This is a genomic window from Streptomyces sp. NPDC056734 (assembly GCF_042790455.1).
GTDB lineage: Bacteria > Actinomycetota > Actinomycetes > Streptomycetales > Streptomycetaceae > Streptomyces.
Window position 1 is genome coordinate 67,187 of sequence record NZ_JBHTZD010000016.1, and the last position, 20,241, is coordinate 87,427.

Sequence of the window (20,241 nt, forward strand, 5' to 3'; positions counted from 1 at the left end):
CACCCTCAAGGCATGGTGGAGTGATGATGGTCCTCGCCGTGCTGTTCGCCGTCCTCGGCGCCATGAGCAACGCGGTGGGCACGGCGTTCCAGCGCAAGGCCGCCTCCACCGTGTCCCGGGGCGGCGGGGTGCGGCTGCTGCGCGCACTCGTCCACCGCCCGGCCTGGGCCATCGGCATCGCGGGTGTCACAGGAGCGGCGCTGTTCCAGGCGCTGGCCCTGGTCAACGGGCCCATGGCGCTCGTCCAGCCGCTGTTCATCCTGGAACTGCCCTTCGCCCTGCTGGTCGCGATCCCCCTGATGCACCGCAGACTGAACGCCCAGGGCTGGTGGGCCGTCGCCGCCATGGTCGCGGGACTGACCGTGCTGCTCGCCGCCGCGGCCCCCGCCGGCACCCGGCAGCAGGCGCCGATGACCCGCTGGATCCCGGTGCTGCTGCTCACCGTCGGCGCGATCACGGCCGCGGTGCTGCTCGTGCGCACCTCCACCTCGCCCCTGTTCCGGGCCGCCGCCCTGGCCACGGGCGCCGCGATCGGCAACGCCCTCACCGCCGCCCTGATGAAATCGGCGGCGGGCCGCTTCGCCGACGCGGGCCTGCCCGCCTTCCTCACCACCTGGCAGACCTACGGCTTCGCCCTCACCGGAGTCGCCTCGCTCCTCCTGCTGGAGAACGCCCTCCAGGCCGGACCCCTCGCCGCTTCCCAGCCCGCACTGACCATCGGTGACGCGTCGGTGAGCCTCCTCCTGGGCGTCACCCTCTTCGAGGAGTCGGTCCGCACGGGCTGGTGGCTCCTCCCCGAGGCGATGGGGGTGGGCCTGATCGTCTGGGGCGTCCTGCGCCTGACCCGGGTGGTGCCGCATCTGGTGGACGTGGTGCGGTGAGGGAGGCGGGCCGGAAGGGCGTCCCGGCTCAGGCGCGGGCGTCCGGGCGGCCCGCGTGCCGCCCGACCGCGTGCAGCAGGGCGTCGACATCACGCTCGGCGGTGGTGAAGTTGGTGACGAAGCGGACGATGCCCGGCTCCCAGCGGTCGTGGTAGAAGACATAGCCGTCGCCGAGAAGACCGTCGATGACCTGCTGCGGCAGCCGACAGAAGACGATGTTGGCCTCGGTCACCCCCTGGAGTTCCGCATCGGGTATCGCCTTGAGACCGTCCTGGAGCCGTGCGGCCATGGTGTTGGCACGGGTGGCGTTGCGCAGCCACAGATCACCGGTGAGGTAGGCGTCCAACTGGGCCGCCTGGTAGCGCATCTTGGAGGTCAGCTGCCCGGCGCGCTTGCCGCGATGGGCGAGTTCGGTGGTCAGACTCCGGTCGAAGACCACGATCGCGTCGGCCGTCATGGTGCCGTTCTTGGTGGCGCCGAGGGACAGCAGGTCCACCCCGGCCCGCCAGGTGACCTCGGCCGGGGTGCAGCCGAGGGCGGCGACCGCACCGGCGAACCGGGCGCCGTCCATGTGCAGCCGCAGGCCCGCGTCCTTGGTGACCGCCCCGAGGGCACGGACCTCCTCCAGGCTGTAGACGGCTCCGGTCTCGGTGGCCTGGGTGATGCTGACGACGGACGGCTGGACGCTGTGCACATCCCCGGTCTTGTTCCGCACGGCCGCGCGCAGCTCCACCGGGTCCATCTTGGCGTCGGCACCGCCGAGCGGGACCAGTTTCGCGCCGTTGGTGTAGAACTCGGGCGCTCCGCCCTCGTCGTTGTTGATGTGACTGTCCCGGTGGCACAGCACACTGCCCCAGGGCGGTGTCAGCGCGGCCAGGCTCAGTGAGTTGGCGGCCGTCCCGGTGGAGACCAGCAGGACGTCCACCTCACGTTCGAAGACATCGCCCAGCCGGCGCCGGACGGTGGCCGTGAGGTCGTCGGCGCCGTAGGGCAGTGCCTGACCGGTCGCGGCCCGGACCAGGGACTCGACGATCTCGGGCGAGGCACCCGCGGCGTTGTCGCTGCTGAAGACGCGGGCCGGGGGAGTGGTGTTGCTCATCGGGAGGTTCCTTCGGTCTCTTCCGCGGCTTCGGCGCCGGGGGCGGTTGCGGGGTCGGCGGCGTCAATGAGCTGGCGGAGGGCGCCGTGGTACACCTCGTGGTCGGTCATGACGGGCAGGAGCGCCGCGAGGGTGCCGGTGAGCGCCGGGAACTCCCGGGGATCGAGCGCGGCGAGCGCCGTACGGGTGGCGGTCTGGGTGATCCCGGGCTCCCGGTGATCGACGAACCCGGCGCAGCCCAGGGCCAGCAGATACATCCGCCGGTAGGTGGCGAACGCCGTCTCGGGACCCATCCCGGCGGCGAGGTTGTGGGCGAGCTGCGGTTCCACGAGCCGGGCCAGCAGATGGGGCCCGAGCCAGGGCCGCGTCCCGCGCAGGGCGATCAGCCCCGGATGGGCCACCAGCAGCCGGTACAGCGCGGTGAACCGGGTCTCGGTGGCCGCGGCCCACGCCGTACCCGGCGCCACGTCCGGCAGCCGCGCCGCCAGATGATCGGTGCACAGGTCCAGCAGCCCGGCCAGATCCGTGCACCGCCGCTGCACCGACGCCAGCGAGATCCCCAGCCGCGCCGCGAGCGCCCGGAAGGTGAGCGCCCCCGGACCGCCCTCGTCGATGAGCTGAAGGGCGCAGGCGGCGATGCGCTCGGGGGTCGCACGGTCCAGGGAAGGAGAGCTGCGGGGCATAGGGGTCAGTGTACGATACGTCGTATCGGACTCAGTCCGCTGGGAACGGGCCGGTCTCCAGGGGGAGGAAGCCATAGGGCACGTCATGTGCTCCGTCGCGGATCGGACCGGAGTCGGGGCTCAGACCCCGCAGAGCGGCACGTCCCGCACGTACCCGCCCCGGTTCTCGTCGTCGGTGCCCAGGACGGCATCGGCCGACCCCGGCAGACACTCCACCCCCTCGACCTTGTACTGCGGGAACGTCCCGAGGACGGTGGGGAACGGGGCGAGAGCGACCTGTACGCCGCCGTCCGCCGACACGGTCACCCGGCCCGCGTCGCTCACCGCGGAGTCGAACGGCCCGTTGTCCCCGGCGTCCGACGCCGAGCCGGCGATGATCCGGCCGGAGCCGGTCAGGGAGATGTCGGAGAGGTGCCGGGTGGCGGCGTCGGTCGGGTAGGCGGCCCGGTAGGCGCGGCGCGTGACGGCGCCGAACAGGGGCTGTCCCCAGGCGGCGAAGGTCAGGGGAGCCGCGTACAGCGTGGCGGGGCGTTCGGCGCCCGCTCCCCGGTCGGCCCACAGGGCGGCGAGTCGCCCGTCGTGCGAGAAGAGGGCGAGGCTTTCGAAGTCGTCGCCCTCGCCGATGGCCGGCAGCGGTGAGTGGTCGACGACGGTCGCGGTGGAGTCGGTGACCTTGAGGCGGTAGACGATGCCACGGCTGGCGAGGGCCAGATACTCGCCCGGCATTCCCGGGATGGCCTCGATGGCCTCCAGGTCGGACGGCTCGGGCCCGTCCCAGGTGACGGGGGAGACACCGACGGCGCCTTCCTCATGGGTGATGCGGGACAGCCGCGGCTGCCCGGTTCGCTTGTTGTCGTGCACGACCAGCACCCGCACGCCGGTGCCGTCATCGGTACGGCCCTCGTACGCGATGCCGCTCACGCCGCTGTGGGCGTCGCTGCCGACCTTCTGCCACGGGCTGGCGCCCAGAGCCGCGGCCGGGGAAGCGCCGGGCATCGTCGTCAGCACGGCCACGGCGGTGAGCCAGGCCATGCGGTGCAGCAGGGGGAGTTTCACGGGGAGTCGCTCGCCTTCCGTCCGGCAGACGCGAGATCACGCGCCGGGCGCCAGGCTATGGATCACGCCGGACCCGGAACCAGCGACGGTTAGGCCGTCCGAGGGGGCGCGAAGCCGGACTCAGCGGGCACGCGGCGTACGACCGGATGCGCGGCCCGTGGTGGGGACGGAGGCAGGGGTAGGGGCAGGGGCAGGGGATGTGGGCGCGGGGGCGGTTGGCCGCGCGACGGCCCGGGTGTCGGCTTGGCGCACATCCGCTGGAGCCGCGCGGCGAACACGCACGGTACCCGCCTCCAAGTCCACCCTGAACGGCGGGTCCTGAGCCGGTCTGACGTTCTTGCGTACCCGTTCTTGTTCCATGGCGTGTCTGACGGCCCGGGCCCCCGGGTCCCCCTCCTGGAGGAGGTCGGCGCCGATGGACGACAGGCCCTTGGTCCGGCGCCAGTGGATCCAGCCCCGCGCCTCCATCGCCAGCAGCACCCGATCCGTCAGGAACACGGCGATGCCCAGTACGACGACCACTCCTGCCACCAGCACCACGGTGTCCACGGGTCAGTGACCGCGCCTCAGCCGGCCGGCCCAGCGGCCCGGACTCCGTCGTGACCGGCGCGCCCGCGCCCGACGCGGCCGAGGATCCCCCGCACCGCCGGCACCGCCCGCGCCGGGGTTTCGCCGCCAGTGGCCGTCGGGCGACAGGAGCGGCGCCTTGCGTTCCGCCTGGGCGCGGATCTCGATATGAGACTCGTGGGCCGTGACTCTGAACGCCTCCTCGTACGAGGCCAGCGCCGCGCCCATGGCCCCGCCCCCGAGGCCCCGGCGACGGATACGCACCGCCAGACACGCGAAGAGGCCCGCGACGGTGGCGAAGAACGCGGTCGCGACAAGGAACGGCAAGAGGGCGTCCATGAACGGGACTCTACTTCGCCGTCCGCGGCACCCCAAGGGGCGATGGGGGAGTTGATCCTGTCCGCGGGTCTTCTCCCCGAAGTCCTGAATGCCCCGTACTCCTCCTCCGGGCGGCGAGAGACGGGCGCGTGTCTGCCGGCCGAGGGCCTCCAGGGCGGGCAGGGCCTCGCCCAGCAGGCGGCGTGAGGTGTCGTCCAGGTCGCAGATCTCGTGGCACAGCGCGCTCGTGGTCTCCCGCCGGGCCGTGGTGAGGAGGTCCACCATGCGGGACATGGTGGAGAGGGAGATCCCCATCCGGGCGGCCGACGACGACGGGGCGACAGGGCGACGGGGTGGCTGGGAGACCGGGCGACTGGGGCGACCACGACGGGCGTCGGGCGGCGGCCATGGATGCGTGGCGCCGGGTGGCGCCATCCGGCGTCACCTGGTGTCACATGGTGCCATCGAGCGCCATCCGGTGCCATGTGGTGCCACGCGGTGCCATTTCGCGCCCCCGCAAGCCGTCTGAGCGCGCATGACGCCACCCTGACTCAACACTGTGCCGCACCATTTCCGCAGCTCAGACCGGCATCTCCGGATCCTCCGCCCCTCCCGACGCCATTCGGGCTTGCGGATGGCGCCACAGTGATGCCATGATGGCGTCATGGACCTCACGCCGTACGTCGACAACCTTCGCCGCGAACTCGCGGTGGCCGCCGAAGCAGGCGGGGAAGATGCCCGCGAGCTGGCCGAGCGGCTCACCGCTCCGCTGGAGTCGGCGACCCGGCTGACCATGCTCAATGTGCTCTCCGCCGCGATGGACGAGATCACCCGTGAACTCGCCCCCGGCTCGGTCGACCTGCGGCTGCGCGGACTGGACCCCGACTTCGTGGTGACACCGCCGCCCGGCGACGGCGGGGCGCCCGAGATGCCGGCCCTGCCCGTCGAACCGCTCAAGGCCCCGGCCGACGGTGACGAGGGCGGCACCGCCCGGGTCAATCTGCGGCTGCCGGCACAGCTCAAGGCGCGGGCCGAGGAGGTCGCGGCGCGTGAGGGACTGTCGGTCAACGCCTGGCTGGTGCGCGCCGTTTCGGCCGCGGTCGACGGCGGCACCCGACCGCGTACGGCGGAGCGGACCCGCACCGTCGGGCAGAGCTTCACGGGTTGGGTGCGCTAGCCGCGCCCACGCCGCACCACCACGGTCACTTCAGTACGTCACTCCACCCACACCACGTCCCACCTGCGGGGACGGCCCAAGGACCCATGAGGACGGTACAGTCATGCCTTCTTTCGACACCCCCGAACCGATTTCGGTCACCGCCTACGTGTACGCCGGCTCCGTCCAGTTCGCCGCGGGCGACCGCTTCGACACCGTCGTGGAGGTGCGGCCGCTCGACCCGAAGAAGGACCTGGACGTACGGGCGGCCGACCAGACCGAGGTCGGCTATGCCGGCGGCACCCTGACCATCACCACGCCCAAGGCCAACCTGCTGGGGCGGGCCGGCTCCGTGAACGTGACGGTGGAACTCCCCGTGGGCTCGCACATCGACATGACCAGCGCCGCGGCCAATGTGATCGGTGAGGGCCGGCTCGGGGAGGTGCGGGTGAACAGCTCTGCCGGCAATGTGCGTCTCGACACCACCGGCCCGCTCCGGCTGAAGGCGTCGCACGGCGCCAGCGCCGTGGACCGGGTCGAAGGCCAGGCCGAGATCACCAGCAGCTCCGGCAATGTGCGCGTCGGCCTCATCGACGGACCGGCCGTCCTGAAGAACTCGCACGGCACCATGACCGTCGGCGCGGTGACCGGCGAGCTGCGGGTGAACGGCACCAACGGCGGCATCGACATCGCACGCGCCGAGGCGTCGGTCACCGGCACCACGACCAACGGCGCCCTCCGTGTCGCCGAGGTCGTCCGCGGCGAGGTCAGTCTGGAGACCTCCAACGGCCACATCGAGGTCGGTGTCCGCGAGGGCACGGCCGCCTGGCTCGACGTCAGCTCCAACCGTGGGCAGGTACGCAACATGCTCGCCACCTCGGAGACCCCGACGGAGACCGAGGAGACGGTCAAGGTCCGCGCCCGTACCAACTGGGGCAACATCGACATCCTCCGCGCCAAGTCCTGAGCCACGGCTCACCCCCCCCGCCCCCCCCGCACCCCCCCCGCACCCCCCGAGATCCCAACCGCCTCATCTCACCTGATCCCCTCATCACTTCAGCCTTCGAACGGGAGGGCTCCATGCCTTCATCTGTCATGCCCACGTCCAAGCGAGGCGACGGTCAGCCGTCCCCGGTCGCCGTCTCCGCCACCGCCCTGCGTAAGTCGTACGGTGACAAGACCGTGCTCGACGGCATCGATCTGCGGATCCCGGCCGGGTCCGTGTTCGCGCTGCTCGGCCCGAACGGCGCCGGCAAGACCACCGCCGTGAAGATCCTCTCCACCCTGATCACCGCCGACGGCGGGCAGGCGCAGGTGGCGGGCCATGACATCGCCGCTCACCCGAACGGAGTGCGGGCGGCGATCGGTGTCACCGGGCAGTTCTCGGCGGTGGACGGCCTGATCACCGGCGAGGAGAACATGCTCCTCATGGCCGACCTGCATCACCTGTCCAAGCGCGAGGGACGTCGGGTCGCCGCCGAACTCCTGGCCCGCTTCGACCTGGTGGAGGCGGCGAAGAAGCCCGCCTCCACCTACTCCGGGGGCATGAAACGCCGCCTGGACATCGCCATGACCCTGGTCGGGAACCCACGGATCATCTTCCTCGACGAACCCACCACCGGCCTCGACCCACGCTCCCGCCACAACATGTGGCAGATCATCCGCGAACTGGTCTCCGACGGAGTCACCGTCTTCCTCACCACCCAGTACCTGGAGGAGGCCGACGAACTCGCCGACCGCATCGCGGTACTGAACAACGGAAAGATCGCCGCCGAGGGAAGTGCCGAGGAGCTGAAGCGCATGATCCCCGGCGGGCATGTGCGGCTGCGGTTCGCCGACCCCGCCGCGTACCAGAGCGCCGCCACCGCGCTGCGCGAGGTCACCCGGGACGACGAGGCGCTGGCCCTCCAGATCCCCAGCGACGGCAGCCAGCGCGAACTGCGCTCCATCCTCGACTGGCTGGACTCGGAGAACATCGAGGCGGACGAACTGACCGTGCACACACCCGACCTGGACGACGTGTTCTTCGCACTGACGGCCACCACCGGCACCACAACGACCACCACACCCACCGTCCCCGCCCAGTCCAAGGAAGATGCCCGATGAGCGCCCTCACCCTCGCCGTCCGTGACTCGTCCACGATGCTGCGCCGCAACCTCCTGCACGCCCGGCGCTACCCCTCACTCACCCTGAACCTGCTGCTCACGCCGGTGATGCTGCTCCTGCTCTTCGTCTACATCTTCGGCGACGCGATGGGCGCCGGCATCGGGGCGGGCGGGGCGGACCGATCCCAGTACCTTGCCTACGTGGTCCCCGGCATCCTCCTGCTGACCATCGGCGGCACCACGATCGGCAGCGCGGTGTCCGTCTCCATGGATATGACCGAGGGCATCATCGCCCGCTTCCGTACGATGGCGATCCACCGTGGGTCGGTGCTCATCGGGCATGTCATCGGCAGCGTGCTGCAATGCGTGATGAGTGTGCTCCTCGTCGGGGCCGTCGCGGTGGCCATCGGCTTCCGGTCCACGGACGCCACCCCCCTGGAATGGCTGGCGGCCATCGGCCTGCTCGCCCTCGTCTCCCTCGCCCTCACCTGGATCGCGGTCGGCATGGGCCTGTCCAGCCCCAACGTCGAGGCGGCCAGCAACAACGCCATGCCGCTGATGATCCTCCCCCTGCTGTCCAGCGCCTTCGTGCCGATCGACTCGATGCCGGGCTGGTTCCGGCCGGTCGCCGAGTACCAGCCGTTCACCCCGGCCATCGAGACCCTGCGCGGACTGCTCCTCGGCACCGAGATCGGCCACAACGGCTGGCTGGCCGTCCTGTGGTGCCTCGCCCTGGCCGTCCTCGGCTACTTCTGGTCCAAGTCCCTCTTCAACCGCGACCCGAAGTAACCAGCCGGCACCGCACCACGGCGGCGTACCCCGACATCCACGTCGGAGTACGCCGCCGCAGTGCGTGGGGTCGGGCGACGCGCGGACCGGGGATTGGACAGAATCCGGGCGGGCACGGAAGATCGCCGGGAAGTCCCGCAACAGTGGTGGTGCGGGCGTGAGTTGTTCTCAGACGCCCGACGGGCAACTAGGTGGCTTCCTGATGGAATTGATCCGGAACATAGCGGGTGTGCTCGCCCTTTCCTGGGTCTTGGGCGCGATGGCGGTCATCGTTATCGCGATCGTCCGTGACGCGCGGCGGCGCGGGAACCCGGCGGCCCCGCACTGGTCGGGCTACGGGCCGCCGTTCATGGTCACCGTCGCGCTGTCGCTGGTGGTCCAGACAGTCGCCGGGGCGTTCACAGGTGACATCGACTGGAAGTTCACGCTCCTCATGGCCGGGGTCGACGGGCTGGTCGGCACCGCCGTGGTGTTTCTGCTCGCCCTCAGGGACCGAGAGGCGATGGCGGGGGCGCGGGCGGTTCGGCTGGTGGGCGTGACCGTCGGTGTGGCCGGCGGTCTGGCCGCCGGCGCGGGGGTCTGGGTCTTCGGCTGAGGTCTCTTGGCCGACACCCTCGCCCGGCACGGCGTCACCCGCGCCGACCCGGAACAGGCCCGGCACACCGCCCCCGCCGCACCCGTACCGGCCTGACCGCCGTCGCCCCCGTCACATGGGGGAATACCATGGGCCGGGCGGAGAACAGGCAAGTGCCGGCGAAGGGAAGCAATGGCTGGGAACCTCATCGTGGTCGGGTCGGCCAACCAGGACTACGTCCTCGCGGTGGACGCGCTGCCGACCGGTGGGGAGACCCGGCTGGCGCACAGCCTGCGCCGCTTCCCCGGCGGCAAGGGCGCGAACCAGGCCGTGGCCGCCGCCCGGCTCGGGGCACACGTGGCGATCGTCGGCGCGGTCGGTGACGACGACGACGGGGCGCTGCTGATCCGCGAACTGCGCGCCGAGGGCGTCGACACCAGCGAGATCGAGATCACCTCCGCCGACCGCACCGGGCTCGCCGTCGTCTCGCTCCTCCCGGCGGGCGAGAGCGCCCAGACCGTCGTACCCGGAGCGAACCACACCCTCAGCGCCGCCCGGACCGCCCATGTGGTGACCCGGCTCGCCACCCCGGACGCGATCCTCGTCGTCCAGGCGGAGATCCCCGCCGACGTCGTGACCGCCGTGGTGCGCGCCGCCTCCCGGAGCGCCGTGCGCAGCGTGGTGAACCTGTCGCCGGTCATCGACCTCGACGAGGACGTGCTGCGCCACGCCGACCCGCTCGTCGTCCATGGCGTCGAGGCCGCCGCGCTGACCGGCTTCGCGATCGACGGCAGGGAGCGTGCCGAGGAGGCCGCGGCGGCGCTGCTGCGCATCGCCAGGTCCGTGGTCGTCGTCGCCGACCGCTCCGGCGCGGCCTGGGCCGACGGCGGTGGCAGCGGATACGTCCTGTCGCCCCGGGTCGGCCCGGCCGTCGACACGACCGGCGCCGGGGACGCCTTCGTCGGCGGTCTGGTCACCCTGCTCGCCGAGGGCGCGAGCCTGAAGGACGCGGTCCGGGTCGGCGCGGAGGCCGGCGCCGTCGCCATGTCACGCGTCGGCGCGCAGGCCTCGTACCCGTACCGCCGCGACATCCGCCAGCTCAGGCGCTGACCGGTGGAACGGCACGGAGACCGGGGGACACAGGGACCGGAACGGTGGAGCGTGCGGTCGGGACGCCGAGAGGAACGAGGTAAGGGGCAGCAGATGGCGCCGAAAGTCACACGCTCGGACGTGGCACGGATGGCGGGTGTCTCCCCGGCGGTCGTCAGCTACGTCACCAATGGCGGCCCCCGCCCCGTGTCGGCCGCCGCGCGGGCCCGGGTCGAGGCGGCCATCGAAGCCCTCGGCTACCGGCCCGACGCACTGGCGACCGCCTTCCGCGACGGCCGCACCATGTCCGTCGGGCTGCTGATGCCGAGCCCCATGAACCCGTACTACGCCGAGATGGCCCACGCCGTCGAGGTCGAACTCGCCCGGCGCGGCCATGTCCTGTCCATCGGGATCAGCGCGTTCAACGCCGCCCAGGACGAGGCGCAGATCAGATCCTTCGACGACCGCCGGATGACCGGTCTGCTCATCGCGTCCGCCGCGTCCCTCCCCACCGGCTTCGCCGCGGGGCAGTGGTCGACCCCGCACGTGGTGCTGGACGACGTCACCGACGTGTCGCCCGACTCGCCGTCCGTGTACGCCGATTCGTACTACGACGTCCGCCGCGCCGTCGATCATCTCCAGTACCACGGCCACTCCGTCATCGCCTGCATCGCCGGACCGCCCACCTGGCCGGACGACGCCCGGCGCGTCCAGGCGTGGCGCGACCAGCAACTCGCGGAGGGCCTACCGGCCGGCGACGACCTCGTGGGCCACGCCGATGTCAGTGCCGAGGGCGGCTCGATGGCCCTGCGGGTGCTCCTCGAAGAGGACTCCTACCGCAGCTCCCGGCGTGAACTGCGGCCCACGGCCGTGGTCGTCACCAGCGACATCCAGGCCATCGGCGCCCTGCGCGTCTGCCATGAACTGGGCATCGACGTCCCCGGCGACCTCGCGATCGTCTCCTACGACGGTGTCCGCCAGGGCCTGTTCAGCGCACCCCGGCTCACCTCGATGCGCAGGCCGCTGCGCGAGATCGTCCGCACGGCCATCTCCCTGATCACCACCGGCGACTCCACCGAGACCCAGCCCCGCCCACCCCGCCTCTCCCTGCGCGGCAACCTCCTCATCGGCGAAAGCTGCGGCTGCGAGCCCACGATCCAGTGGACGGGCGGCATGAGCTGACGGGCGCCCAGCGTTCCCGGCCGGTGAGGGTTGACCTTGGCCGGTGCGGGGGCCTTTGGCCGACCGCGGCTGACCTGGGCTGGTCCGGGTTGGCCCTGGCTGACTGCAGAGGAGTCTGGCTGGGCTGATTGCGGTTGGTCCGGCGTCGGGTGACTTCGGCTGGTTCGGGTCGGCCTTGGCCCGTCCGGGCTGACCCCGGAACAACCCCGGCTCGACCGAGCCGGACCGGGTGACCGGGATGGGACGGGGCGACGGGGACTCGACGAGGTGACCGGGACGGGACGAGGTGACCGGGACCCGGCCGGGCGACCGGGACGGGACGAGGCGACTGGGACCCGGCCGGGCGATCTGAACCGGCCGGGGCGACCAGGGCCCACCCGGCACCCGCAGCCGCCGCCCCCGTTTCAAGAAGACTTCCGCCCCGCCAACCGCCCCCCACCCTGCCCCCTGGCCCGCCCCGCCTCCACCACGTCCGCCCGCGACGGATACGACGCCTGCGCGCCGACGCGGGTGACCGCGACCGTGCCGACCTCGACCGCGAAGCGGACCGCCGCGTCCAGGTCGTGGCCCTCCGCCAGGAGCGTGGCCAGGCCGCCGACGAACGCGTCACCCGCGCCGGTCGTGTCCACCACCTGCCCCACCGGGGGAGCGGGGACCGTCGCCCCGTCCAGACCCCGCGCCCACACCGCGCCCGCCCCGCCCAGCGTGATCACCGCCGAGGCGGCCCGTTCCGCCAGCCGCCCGGCGGCCTGCGCCGGGGAGCCGAGCGCCGCGACCGGGGTGCCGAGCAGCGCCGCCGCCTCCACCTCGTTGACCACCAGCGGGTCGGCGAGCCGCAGCAGTTCGGCGGGGAGTTCGGTGTACGGCGCCAGATTGAGGACGACGCGCGCACCGCACCGCACCCCCGTCTCGACCGCCGCACGGAGCGCCGGCACCGGGATCTCCCCTTGCAGGACGACGATCGAGGACGCGTCGGCCAGCCGCCGCACGGCACGGGCGGTGCGGTCGGCGACCAGCGTGAAGTTCGCGCCGGGCACGACGGTGATCGCGTTCTCGCCGTCGGGCAGGACGGACACGAAGGCGAGGCCGGTCCGGGCGACCGTGGTGATCTCCACATCGCTCGTGTCGACGCCCTCCGAGCGCAGCTCACGGATCAGGAACGCCCCGTCGGAGTCGTCCCCGACCGCGCCGACGAAGCGGACGGCCCCGCCGAGCCGGGCCGCCGCGACGGCCTGGTTGACGCCCTTGCCGCCGGGGAACCGTCTCAGCCGTCCCGCGAGCCGGGTCTCCCCGGGCCGGGGCAGCGCCGTACAGGCGATGACGTAGTCCTGATTCGCCGAACCCACGACGATGACGGTGCCGGGCACGATCTTGTCTCCCCTCGCTGGGCATCCACGGGATTCCCCGGAGTCGTTCTCCGTTACGCAACACGTGTTGACCATAAAGGTAACTCGTGTTGACATAAGACCTGCAAGGGCACGCCGAACCCGAACCGCGCCCCACGAGGACCCGACGGCGGAACCCGACGGAAACGACGGCGAAACCCGACGTCGGGACCTGGTGGACCTGGACGTGGATCTGGCGGCGGGACCCGGCGCCACCCCGTCACCCCTCCGCACCACCTCCTCCGCACCACCCCCCTGCACCTCCCGCACCACCCCCCTGCGCCTCGCGCACCCCGCATCGCCCCGACACGACCCTTACGACAGGAACCCGGCCTTGGCTCAGCGACTACGACGTGGATCTCCGGCACCGGCACGGACGGGTGTCGTGATCGGCGTGTTGCTCGTCGCCTCGTTCGTCGTGGTGCTGAACGAGACGATCATGACCGTCGCGATCCCGCGGCTGGTCATCGAGCTGGGGATCTCCGTCAACACCGCCCAGTGGCTGACCACCGTGTATCTGCTCACGATGGCCGTGGTCATCCCGACCACCGGGTTCGTCATCCAGCGGTTCCCGACCCGGGCGGTGTTCGCCGTGAGCTGCGGGGTGTTCCTCTGCGGCACGCTGCTCGCGGCCGTGGCCCCGGGGTTCCCCCTGCTGCTCGCCGCGCGGATCGTGCAGGCCGCGGCGGCCGGGGTGATGCTGCCACTCCTGATGACGACCGTGCTCACCCTCGCCCCGGCCGGACGCCGGGGGGCGCTCATGGGCGTGGTGACGATCGTTCTCGCGGTCGCGCCGGCCATCGGACCGGCTCTGGCGGGGCTGGTCCTCCAGTACCTGCACTGGCGCTATCTCTTCGTCGTACTGCTGCCCGTCGCGGTGGGCGCGCTCATCATCGGACTGATCTTCCTCACCGACGTCGGCACGACCCGCCGGGTCTCGCTCGACCTCCCGTCGGTGGCGCTGGCCGTCCTCGGCTTCGGCCCCCTGGTGCTCGGGCTCAGCCAGCTCGGCGAGGCGATGCACGGGACCGGGCGGATCGTGCTCGCGTCGGCGCTGGTCGCCGCCGGGGCGGGCGGCGTGGCGCTGTTCGCCCGGCGCCAGAAGGCCCTCGCCGGGACGGGGGACCCGGTGCTGGACGTCCGGGTGTTCGCGGCACCGCAGTTCCGGATCGGCCTGAGCATCCTGCTGCTGTGCATGGCCGCGTACTACGGTGCCCTGCTCGCCCTGCCCTACTACCTTCAGCGCGTCCTCGGCCTCGACACCCTCACCACCGGCACGATCCTGCTGCCCGGCGGCCTGCTGATGGGACTGATGGGCCCGCTCGCGGGACACTTCTTCGACCGCTTCGGGGGACGCGTCCCCGTGGTCGCCGGCACCGGGGCGCTGGTCGTCTTCTACACCGCCTTCGCCTTCCTGGGCACCGACACCCCGGTCTGGCTGGTCGCCGTCCTGTACGCCGGATTCATGGGACTGGGCATGGGCGTGCTGTCCACCCCGGCCGTGACCGGCGCACTCGAAGCGCTGCCGCCGGGCAGGTACGCGCACGGCAACGCCGTGATCGCCTCCCTCCAGCAGGTGGCCGGCGCCGCCGGGAGCGCGGTGTTCGCGGCGGTGTTCTCACTGTCGGCGATGGCCGCGGGGCCCGGCGCCGCCGTCGAGGGCGAGGTCAGGGCCGTACGGATCGGCTTCGCCGCGTCGGCCGTCGTCGCCGCGCTCGCGTTCGCCCTCGCGTTCCGGGTGGCCCGCGACCGGCCCTCAGCACCACCGCGCCCGTCCGTGGCCGACACGGCACCCCGATCACCCAAGCGATCACGACAGTAGCCACCACAGCGATCACCACATCGATCACCACGGCGATCACCGTGGCAGTCACCACGGCAGTCACCACGGCGATCACCACGGAAGTAATCACAGTAGTCACGACAGCGGTCACCACAGTCACTAGGCACGACAGTGGTCACGACAGTGATCAGGCCGGCAGCCACGACAGCGATCCCGACAGCGATCGCCACGCACAGAGCAGGAGAACCGATCCCCATGACCGACGTCATCGTCGTCAACGAGTCCTTCGAACGGCACTGGTCCTACGCCGCCGACCACGCCCTGCACCTGTGGCGCGGCACGAACCCGCACTTCGTCCGGCTCGCGCCCGGCGACCCGCGCACCCTGGACGAGCTGGACCTCCCCCGCGACACCCGGCGCCTCCTCGTGCTCGGCTACGACCTGGACTACGGCGACGGCTCCTTCCCGGCGCTGCCGCATCTGACCGAGGCCGCCTTCGCCGACGTGCCCGGCACCGCAGGATTCGCGGACACCGCCGCCGCGCGCGGAGTCACCGTGTATGTGCCGCGCAACGAGGGCTACTGGGCCCAGTCCGTCGCCGAATTCGCCCTCGGCCTGACCATCGGCGGGCTGCGCCGCATTCCGCAGACGTACGCCGCGATGCGCGAGAGCCACGACGTCTGGTCGTACTACCCGGGTGAGGGCAACGGCCGTCCCCGCACCCGGGCCGCCCAGTTCGGCGACGATCCGGCCTTCGTCTCCGGCACGGTCGCCGGGAAGCGGGTGCGGATCGCGGGCATGGGCAACATCGGCACCCGGTACGGCTCCTTCTGCGCCGCGCTCGGCGCGGACGTCGTCGGCTGGAGCCGGTCCGCGCCCGACCCGGCGTTCCACCGCTCCGGCGCCCGGCGCCGGTTCCGGCTGGAGGAACTGGTCGCCGACGCCGAGATCTTCGCGCCGATGATCCCCCACCTCCCCGCGACGGAGGGCCTGATCACGGACCGGCTGATCGACGCGCTGCCCATGGGCTGTCTGGTCGTCTGTGTCACCCGGATGCAGATCCTGGACGGCAAGGCGCTGCGCCGGCGCGTACTGGCCGACGAGCTGTCGCTGGCCGCCGACGTCTTCGACATCGAGCCGCTGCCGCTGGACGACCCGCTGCTCGGCCGGCCCAACGTGGTGCACACCCCGCACAACGCGGGCCGCACCCTCGACTCCAACCACGCGTTCGCCGAAGCACTGATCGAGCAGTTCCGCAGTTCCTGACCACCCCAGCACCAGCAGGAGAGAACCATGAGCGGGATCACCGTCGCCGTCGTAGGGCTGAACTTCGGCGAGCTATGGGTGCCGATCTACCAGTCGCACCCCGAGGTGGAACGGGTCGTGCTGTGCGACCCGGCGCCGGACGTCCTGGAACGGGTGGCGCGGGCGCACGGCGTCCCCGGCACCCATCCCTCGCTGGAAGCGGTGCTCCGGGCACCGGATGTCGACGCGGTCCACCTGCTCACCCCGCTGCATCTGCACGCCGAGCAGACCTTCGCCGTGATGGGCGCGGGCAAACACTGTGCCGTCGCCGTCACCCCGAGCCTCGACCCCGGCGACCTCCAGCGGATCGTCGACCTCCAGCACAGCACCGGGCTGAACTACATGATGATGGAGACCGGCGCCTACTCCGACCCGGTCGTGCACATCAAGAGTCTGGTCGACTCCGGAGAGTTCGGGGACGTGGTCTTCGGGCGCGGCGAGCACCACCAGGACATGGAGGGCTGGCCCGGCTACTGGGTCGGGCTGCCGCCGATGTGGTACTCCTCCCACGCGCTGTCCCCGATGCTCGCGGCGCTCGGCAGCCGTCCCACCACGGTCCGAGCGCTCGGCGCCGGACGGCTGCCCGCGGACGAACGCGCGGTGTGGGACAACCCGTACCCGATGGAGACCGCGCTGTACGAGCTGGCGGACTCGACGGCCACCCTCCAGGTCACCCGGTCGATGTTCCGCACCGCCCGCGCACCGGTGGAGTCCTTCTCCCTCTACGGGGAGCGGCACGGCCTGGAGTGGGGCCGGACCACCGACGAGGCGCCCCTGTACTTCTCCTGGGGCGAGCACGGTCCGGGCGGGCGCGGACGCATGGTCGAGGCCGTCCCGTACACACCGCCGGACCTGTCCGACACGATGCCGCCCGCCCTCGCCCGGGGCAGTCAGCTGTACTGGGGCGCCGCTCCGCGCCTGGTGCACGAGTTCGTGAGCAGCGTCGTCGAGGGCCGTCGCCCCGCCCTGGACGCGGTGGTCGCGGCCCAGTGGACGGCGGCGGGATTCGCCGCGCACACCTCCGCGATGAACGGCGGCTCGGTGGTGGAGATCCCGTCCTTCGAGCAGTGAGGAAACCTCATGCGAGAAGCGGGAAAATACCTCGTGCAACACGTGTTGACTCACCCCGCAACACGTGTTGATATGAGTGAAGCGACATAGCAAGTCAAAGCCAAAACCCTCGCCGGGCCCGAGATCGACCATGTGATTCTCGTCGCTCGGATTCTCTGGACATGTCGTCCGCCGAGGTTGTCGGCAAAAGTACGTTCGTCTGCGAAAGCGCAGGAGTCACATTGCACGGCGCACTCAATCAACAACATCTCCTCCGGGCGGAACTCGCACAGCGGACGGAGAGCGGATACGACGTGTCCGACATCGCGGAACGGATTTCCGCCGAGGGCGGCATCGACGCCCTTGCCCAGCCCCGGGCACAGGAATTCCTCACGGACCTCGAAGCGACGGCCCACCGCCCCGACTGGGCCTATGTCGAGCCGGAGACCCTGGCGGAGATCATCGCGGAGTCGGACTGGCCGGCGGCCGACGCCCACGCCGTACCGGCCACCGGCCCCGGCCTGTCCGAGAACCCCGGCCCCGGCCTCCCGCCGGACTACCCGGCCAAGGTCTCCCGGGCCTGGCACGGCCGGATCGTCGGCAACATGCTCGGGAAGCCGGTGGAGAGCCTCGGGGAGTGGTCCCCGGCGGTCCTGCGGGCCTTCCTCAAGTCGCAGGACGCCTGGCCGCTGACCGACTACTTCCCGGCCGTCGAGGACACCGGCGAGGGCTTCCCGGAGTACGTCCCCTGCTGGACCGAGACGACCCGGGGCCGGGTCGACGGCTCGGCGCGGGACGACGACATCGACTACACCGTCCTCAACCTGCATCTGCTGCGGACGGTGGGCCCGGCCTTCACGACGGCCGACGTGGCCGCCGCCTGGCTGACCCTCCTGCCGTTCCTCCAGACCTACACCGCCGAGCGGGTCGCCCTGCGCAATCTGGCGGCCGGTGCCGCCCCCGAGGCCGCGGCGGACACCCGTAACCCCTACCGGGAGTACATCGGGGCGGCGATCCGCGCCGACGTCTTCGGCTACGTCCGGCCGGGCGACCCGGCGGGCGCGGCGGAACTGGCCTACCGGGACGCGACGCTGTCGCACCGGGCGAACGGCGTGTACGGCGAGATGTGGTGCGCCGCGCTGGTGGCGGCGGCCTTCACGGCGGGCGGCATCCGGGAGGCGTACGACCGCTCACTGACCGTCGTCCCGCGCCGCTCGCGGCTGCACGCGGCCCTGACCGCCGTACGGGAGGCGTACGACCTGGGGCTGACCTGGGAGGAGGCGCGGGCGCGGATCGATGCCGGACTCGGCTCCTACGGCACGGTCCACACGGTCGTCAACGCGGCCGTCCTGGCCGCCGGACTGCTGTGGGCCGACGGCGACTTCGACCAGTCGATCGCCCTGACCGTCCTCGGTGGACTGGACACCGACTCCAACGGGGCGACGGCCGGCTCGGTGGCGGGCCCGCTCGCCGCGGCCATCGACGAGCGCTGGACCGCGCCGCTCAAGGACACCGTGCGCAGCGCGGTGTTCGGCTACGACGGCGTACCGATCTCTTCCCTGGTGGCGCACACCGTCGAGGTGGCCACCGCACTGCGCCTGAACAGCACTTCGGCCGTGGCGGCCGAGGCGTACACGCCACGCGACATCTGGTGACCCACCGCAGCCCCGTCCCCCTCGTGGGCCGTACGCGAATCGAGTAGTCGAATGACCCAATTGACAGTGCAGTCAACGAGTGACGAAGACAGACAGAAGCTGAAGATGGCGAAGCGGACGGCGTTCGCGAGCTTTCTCGGCACGACCTTCCAATTCCTGGACGCGTCGATCTACGGAATCGTCGCCGCGGTCGTCTTCAGCAAAGTCTTCTTCCCCGCCGACAATCCCCAGTTGGCGAGTATCGGTGCCGTCGCGACCTTCGCGGTCGCCTATATCACCGGACCCATCGGCGCGTTCGTCCTGGGCCCGCTGGGCGACCGTATCGGCCGCCAGAAGGTCACCGTCATCACCATCACGGGCATGGGCATCGCCACGTTCCTGATCGGCTGTCTCCCCGGATACGCCACGATCGGCTTCGCGGCGCCCGTACTGCTGGTGATCCTGCGGATCGCCCAGGGCTTCTTCACCTCCAGCGAGCAGGCCGGCACCAGTTCGCTGACCATGGAGCACGCGCCCACCAAACGCCGTGGGTTCTTCGTCAGCTTCATCAATGTCGGCGTCGGGGTCGGCGCGGTGCTCGGACAGCTCGCCTTCATCCCCATCCTGGCGCTGCCCGAGGAGGACCTGCTCAGCTGGGGCTGGCGGATCCCGTTCCTCGCCAGCATGATCTGGACGATCATCGTGCTCGCGTTCCGGAGCAAGATCAAGGACGCCGAGGTGTTCGTCGAGGCCAAGAACGAGGGCAAGGTGGCCCGCTATCCGGTCGCCCCGCTGTTCCGCCATCACTGGCGGAGCGTCGTCCGGGTCATCCTGCTCTGCCTGATGGCGGTCCCGGGCACCGTCGTGGGCGTCTACGCCTTCGGCTACGGCGTCGACACGGTGGGTCTGGACGCGAGCAAACTCCTCACCGTCCAGCTGATCGTGATCGTCGTGACGACACCGCTGCTGCCGCTGTGGGGCATCCTCGGTGACCGCTGGGGACGCCGGCCGGTGTTCGCGGGCGGTGTCCTGATCGGCGGCCTGCTGATCTTCCCCCTCTTCCTGGCACTCAAGAACGGCAACCTCCTCTACATCCTCGTCCTGGAGGTTCTGGCCTACGGATTCCTCAACGCCGGGCAGGCACTCCAGCTCTCCATGTTCACGGAGATGTTCCCGACGAACGTCCGCACCACCGGCGTCGCCATCAGCAGCCAACTAGGCTTCCTGGTCGCCGGTTTCGCCCCCACCATCTGCTACGCCATCCAGCAGACCGGCCCCCAGGGCTGGATCCCACCGGCCCTGTTCACCACGGTGGTGTGCGTCATCGCCTCGATAGCCGCGTTCACCGGCCGAGAAACCGCGGACCGGGACCTGGCGGCGCTGGACACCCTGGAACCACAGGCGCGTTAGCGGCAAGGACGCCCACGCACACGGGCATGAGACGAGAGCGGCCGAGGCGCCGGGGGGAATGAACACCCCGCGCCGCGGGCCGCCCCCCTCCCCCCCCCGGTGCGGCGGTAGGGGGGACGGGGCGGGTGCGGCAGGGGGGTGGGTTATAAAAAAAGTTAGGAGGCGACGGCAAAAA

18 protein-coding genes are annotated in these 20,241 nt (G+C 71.4%); 13 read left to right on the top strand and 5 right to left on the bottom strand.

The window, feature by feature from the left end:
* Positions 1–23: 23 nt before the first annotated feature.
* Positions 24–881 (top strand): DMT family transporter, encoded by an 858-nt coding sequence (locus ACFRFC_RS24260; RefSeq protein ID WP_382692351.1) that lies wholly within the window; start codon positions 24–26, stop codon positions 879–881.
* Between the two features lie 28 nt (positions 882–909).
* Here ACFRFC_RS24260 and ACFRFC_RS24265 read toward each other — a convergent pair whose 3' ends face one another.
* From ACFRFC_RS24265 to ACFRFC_RS24280, 4 genes are all read right to left on the bottom strand, one after another.
* Positions 910–1,980 (bottom strand): threonine aldolase family protein, encoded by a 1,071-nt coding sequence (locus tag ACFRFC_RS24265; RefSeq protein ID WP_382692350.1) that lies wholly within the window; start codon positions 1,978–1,980, stop codon positions 910–912.
* A complete protein-coding gene (locus ACFRFC_RS24270; RefSeq protein WP_382692349.1) occupies positions 1,977–2,663 on the bottom strand; it encodes a TetR/AcrR family transcriptional regulator in 687 nt (228 codons plus the stop codon). The genes ACFRFC_RS24265 and ACFRFC_RS24270 overlap by 4 nt, the downstream gene beginning before the upstream one ends.
* Positions 2,664–2,783: 120 nt before the next feature.
* On the bottom strand, positions 2,784–3,719 hold the full coding sequence (locus ACFRFC_RS24275) for a hypothetical protein (protein WP_382692348.1): 936 nt from the start codon (positions 3,717–3,719) through the stop codon (positions 2,784–2,786).
* Between the two features lie 552 nt (positions 3,720–4,271).
* Positions 4,272–4,889 (bottom strand): hypothetical protein, encoded by a 618-nt coding sequence (locus ACFRFC_RS24280; RefSeq protein WP_382692347.1) that lies wholly within the window; start codon positions 4,887–4,889, stop codon positions 4,272–4,274.
* 379 nt (positions 4,890–5,268) lie between these two features.
* On the opposite strand from ACFRFC_RS24280, the gene ACFRFC_RS24285 reads away from it, so the two are divergent.
* The 7 genes from ACFRFC_RS24285 (at position 5,269) to ACFRFC_RS24315 (ending at position 11,499) form a co-directional block, all read left to right on the top strand.
* On the top strand, positions 5,269–5,781 hold the full coding sequence (locus ACFRFC_RS24285; RefSeq protein WP_382692346.1) for a hypothetical protein: 513 nt from the start codon (positions 5,269–5,271) through the stop codon (positions 5,779–5,781).
* A gap of 103 nt (positions 5,782–5,884) precedes the next feature.
* Positions 5,885–6,727: a DUF4097 domain-containing protein gene (locus ACFRFC_RS24290; protein WP_382692345.1), complete on the top strand. Its 843-nt coding sequence runs from the start codon at positions 5,885–5,887 to the stop codon at positions 6,725–6,727.
* Positions 6,728–6,840: 113 nt separating this feature from the next.
* Positions 6,841–7,866: an ATP-binding cassette domain-containing protein gene (locus ACFRFC_RS24295; protein ID WP_382692344.1), complete on the top strand. Its 1,026-nt coding sequence runs from the start codon at positions 6,841–6,843 to the stop codon at positions 7,864–7,866.
* Positions 7,863–8,654: an ABC transporter permease gene (locus ACFRFC_RS24300; protein WP_382692343.1), complete on the top strand. Its 792-nt coding sequence runs from the start codon at positions 7,863–7,865 to the stop codon at positions 8,652–8,654. Before ACFRFC_RS24295 ends, ACFRFC_RS24300 begins: the two co-directional genes overlap by 4 nt.
* Positions 8,655–8,913: 259 nt before the next feature.
* Entirely contained in the window at positions 8,914–9,249 is a 336-nt protein-coding gene (locus ACFRFC_RS24305; RefSeq protein ID WP_382692342.1) for a hypothetical protein, read from the top strand.
* 171 nt (positions 9,250–9,420) lie between these two features.
* On the top strand, positions 9,421–10,338 hold the full coding sequence (locus ACFRFC_RS24310; protein ID WP_382692341.1) for a ribokinase: 918 nt from the start codon (positions 9,421–9,423) through the stop codon (positions 10,336–10,338).
* Positions 10,339–10,431: 93 nt separating this feature from the next.
* Positions 10,432–11,499: a LacI family DNA-binding transcriptional regulator gene (locus ACFRFC_RS24315; protein ID WP_382692340.1), complete on the top strand. Its 1,068-nt coding sequence runs from the start codon at positions 10,432–10,434 to the stop codon at positions 11,497–11,499.
* A 404-nt stretch (positions 11,500–11,903) separates the two neighbouring features.
* Here the strand turns inward: ACFRFC_RS24315 and ACFRFC_RS24320 are convergent, their stop codons facing one another.
* Entirely contained in the window at positions 11,904–12,866 is a 963-nt protein-coding gene (locus tag ACFRFC_RS24320; RefSeq protein ID WP_382692339.1) for a ribokinase, read from the bottom strand.
* A gap of 403 nt (positions 12,867–13,269) precedes the next feature.
* On the opposite strand from ACFRFC_RS24320, the gene ACFRFC_RS24325 reads away from it, so the two are divergent.
* The 5 genes from ACFRFC_RS24325 to ACFRFC_RS24345 all read left to right on the top strand — a co-directional run bounded on the left by ACFRFC_RS24325 (position 13,270) and on the right by ACFRFC_RS24345 (position 20,066).
* Positions 13,270–14,706, top strand: a complete 1,437-nt coding sequence (locus ACFRFC_RS24325) for a DHA2 family efflux MFS transporter permease subunit (protein ID WP_382692338.1) — start codon at positions 13,270–13,272, stop codon at positions 14,704–14,706.
* Positions 14,707–14,922: 216 nt separating this feature from the next.
* On the top strand, positions 14,923–15,933 hold the full coding sequence (locus tag ACFRFC_RS24330) for an NAD(P)-dependent oxidoreductase (RefSeq protein ID WP_382692337.1): 1,011 nt from the start codon (positions 14,923–14,925) through the stop codon (positions 15,931–15,933).
* A 27-nt stretch (positions 15,934–15,960) separates the two neighbouring features.
* Positions 15,961–17,043, top strand: a complete 1,083-nt coding sequence (locus tag ACFRFC_RS24335) for a Gfo/Idh/MocA family protein (protein ID WP_382692336.1) — start codon at positions 15,961–15,963, stop codon at positions 17,041–17,043.
* 293 nt (positions 17,044–17,336) lie between these two features.
* Positions 17,337–18,677, top strand: coding sequence for an ADP-ribosylglycohydrolase family protein (locus ACFRFC_RS24340; RefSeq protein WP_382692335.1), 1,341 nt, complete (start codon positions 17,337–17,339; stop codon positions 18,675–18,677).
* Positions 18,678–18,782: 105 nt separating this feature from the next.
* Positions 18,783–20,066: an MFS transporter gene (locus ACFRFC_RS24345; protein WP_382692334.1), complete on the top strand. Its 1,284-nt coding sequence runs from the start codon at positions 18,783–18,785 to the stop codon at positions 20,064–20,066.
* Positions 20,067–20,241: the final 175 nt, after the last annotated feature.

Excerpts from the sequence above, each read along its gene's own strand:
- ACFRFC_RS24260 (WP_382692351.1), top strand. The coding sequence starts at position 24 with ATGATGGTCCTCGCCGTGCTGTTCGCCGTCCTCGGCGCCATGAGCAAC.
- ACFRFC_RS24265 (WP_382692350.1), bottom strand. The coding sequence starts at position 1,980 with ATGAGCAACACCACTCCCCCGGCCCGCGTCTTCAGCAGCGACAACGCC.
- ACFRFC_RS24270 (WP_382692349.1), bottom strand. The coding sequence starts at position 2,663 with ATGCCCCGCAGCTCTCCTTCCCTGGACCGTGCGACCCCCGAGCGCATC.
- ACFRFC_RS24280 (WP_382692347.1), bottom strand. The coding sequence starts at position 4,889 with ATGGTGGACCTCCTCACCACGGCCCGGCGGGAGACCACGAGCGCGCTG.
- ACFRFC_RS24285 (WP_382692346.1), top strand. The coding sequence starts at position 5,269 with ATGGACCTCACGCCGTACGTCGACAACCTTCGCCGCGAACTCGCGGTG.
- ACFRFC_RS24290 (WP_382692345.1), top strand. The coding sequence starts at position 5,885 with ATGCCTTCTTTCGACACCCCCGAACCGATTTCGGTCACCGCCTACGTG.
- ACFRFC_RS24295 (WP_382692344.1), top strand. The coding sequence starts at position 6,841 with ATGCCTTCATCTGTCATGCCCACGTCCAAGCGAGGCGACGGTCAGCCG.
- ACFRFC_RS24300 (WP_382692343.1), top strand. The coding sequence starts at position 7,863 with ATGAGCGCCCTCACCCTCGCCGTCCGTGACTCGTCCACGATGCTGCGC.
- ACFRFC_RS24305 (WP_382692342.1), top strand. The coding sequence starts at position 8,914 with ATGGCGGTCATCGTTATCGCGATCGTCCGTGACGCGCGGCGGCGCGGG.
- ACFRFC_RS24310 (WP_382692341.1), top strand. The coding sequence starts at position 9,421 with ATGGCTGGGAACCTCATCGTGGTCGGGTCGGCCAACCAGGACTACGTC.
- ACFRFC_RS24315 (WP_382692340.1), top strand. The coding sequence starts at position 10,432 with ATGGCGCCGAAAGTCACACGCTCGGACGTGGCACGGATGGCGGGTGTC.
- ACFRFC_RS24330 (WP_382692337.1), top strand. The coding sequence starts at position 14,923 with ATGACCGACGTCATCGTCGTCAACGAGTCCTTCGAACGGCACTGGTCC.
- ACFRFC_RS24335 (WP_382692336.1), top strand. The coding sequence starts at position 15,961 with ATGAGCGGGATCACCGTCGCCGTCGTAGGGCTGAACTTCGGCGAGCTA.
- ACFRFC_RS24345 (WP_382692334.1), top strand. The coding sequence starts at position 18,783 with ATGGCGAAGCGGACGGCGTTCGCGAGCTTTCTCGGCACGACCTTCCAA.